This window comes from Streptomyces sp. NPDC002130 (assembly GCF_040296465.1).
In the GTDB taxonomy this organism is placed as follows: Bacteria; Actinomycetota; Actinomycetes; order Streptomycetales; family Streptomycetaceae; genus Streptomyces.
The window spans coordinates 1-1,280 of the sequence record NZ_JBEOXI010000951.1; the positions used below are offsets into that span (position 1 = coordinate 1).

General features: G+C 59.7%; 3 protein-coding genes. 2 read left to right on the top strand and 1 reads right to left on the bottom strand.

Going from position 1 to position 1,280, the window contains the following annotated elements; translation table 11 throughout:
- Positions 1 to 314: hypothetical protein (locus ABT116_RS47315; protein WP_351647576.1), on the top strand; the 314-nt coding region annotated here is incomplete at its 5' end.
- An 84-nt stretch (positions 315 to 398) separates the two neighbouring features.
- Positions 399 to 995, top strand: coding sequence for a ClbS/DfsB family four-helix bundle protein (locus tag ABT116_RS51245; protein WP_502984088.1), 597 nt, complete (start codon positions 399 to 401; stop codon positions 993 to 995).
- Here the strand turns inward: ABT116_RS51245 and ABT116_RS47330 are convergent.
- Positions 900 to 1,280 (bottom strand): GNAT family N-acetyltransferase (locus ABT116_RS47330; protein ID WP_351647572.1); only part of this gene is annotated, 381 nt, incomplete at its 5' end. The genes ABT116_RS51245 and ABT116_RS47330 overlap by 96 nt on opposite strands.

The following is a 1,280-nucleotide window of genomic DNA, read 5'->3' on the forward strand; positions in this document are numbered from 1 at the left end:
CACGTGCGGCCGGGCCAGAAGGTCCTCATCCACGCCGGCTCCGGCGGCGTGGGCACCATCGCCATCCAACTGTGGATCATCTTTCCAGCAACTTCGCAGAAGCAATCGGCAGGACATTCCCGGCTGATCTTCCGATTCTGTTGTTCGCCGTGCAGAACTCAGAAGTCGAGGGCTGGACTGCGCTGCACGAAGGACAGGCAGCATCGGTCGATCATGGTGAATTGGTCTTGCTGGACGGAGATCACTACCTGCACCACACCAAGTCGAAGGAGATCGCCGAGAACGTCAACAGGTTCATGGGAGAACTGAACTAGCTTCGGTAGACGTTAGGTTGAACGCGGGGTCATCGGATTCGATGGCTCCGCTTCTTCCATTTTTGACGAAAGTTCGGAGGCATTGTGGCGCAGACCTTGTCACGCGAGGAACTGGCGAGTGAGCTGGACACGGCGTATTCGAAACTCGACGCGTTACTCGAGAGCGCCGCCGAGGCCGATGTTTTCGACGTCGTTGCCGTCGATGCGTGGACGGTGCACGACGTACTCGCTGTGCGTGTCTGGTGGGCAGAGGCCGTCGTAGAGTGGATAGGTGCCGGACTGCGAGACGAGACCCCGCAGACGCCGGCGGCGGGTTACAAGTGGACGCAAACACCCGCGCTGAATCAGTCGGTGGTCGAGGCGAGTGCAGGTACCTCGGTTCGAGAGCTTCGGGATCGTTTGCGCGCGGCTGTCGCAGCGCTGCGTCGATACGTGGAAACTCTCGACGAGGATCAACTGCTGTCGGTCGGTCGGGGTTTTCTCGTGGACCAGGACCTGGCCGGTGTCGAGGTGGATCGCAGTCAACACGATCACCCAATACGCGTCCTTGTCGAAAATGATTCGGCGAGTGCTGAAGTCGAACAATCAGCCCTGAAGTCGATGCATCCGCCATACGTCCGGTCCGTCGGGGAGCGAGGTCTGGCCGACGATCGTGAAACCGAACCGTTGGTACAGCGGTAGATTTCGTTCGGTTGACGTATCGAGCCAGCAATCCTGTTCAGTTCGATCCAGCTCCGCCAAAGCATGTTTCAGTAGCGCAGAACCCAATCCGGTTCCGCGTGAGCGCAGCGTCGTACCGATCGTTGCCAACGACCATGCGTTGTCGGGGACGGGAAGCGCAGACAGTTGTTCGTCAGCCTGAAGAACGCGCTCGAACCGATCTCCGTGCAGTTCGACGATCTTCTCGACGGTCGCTTCATCAGGCTCTGGAGTGTCCGGCGGCAGGACTGCGATGACGCCGTTGCC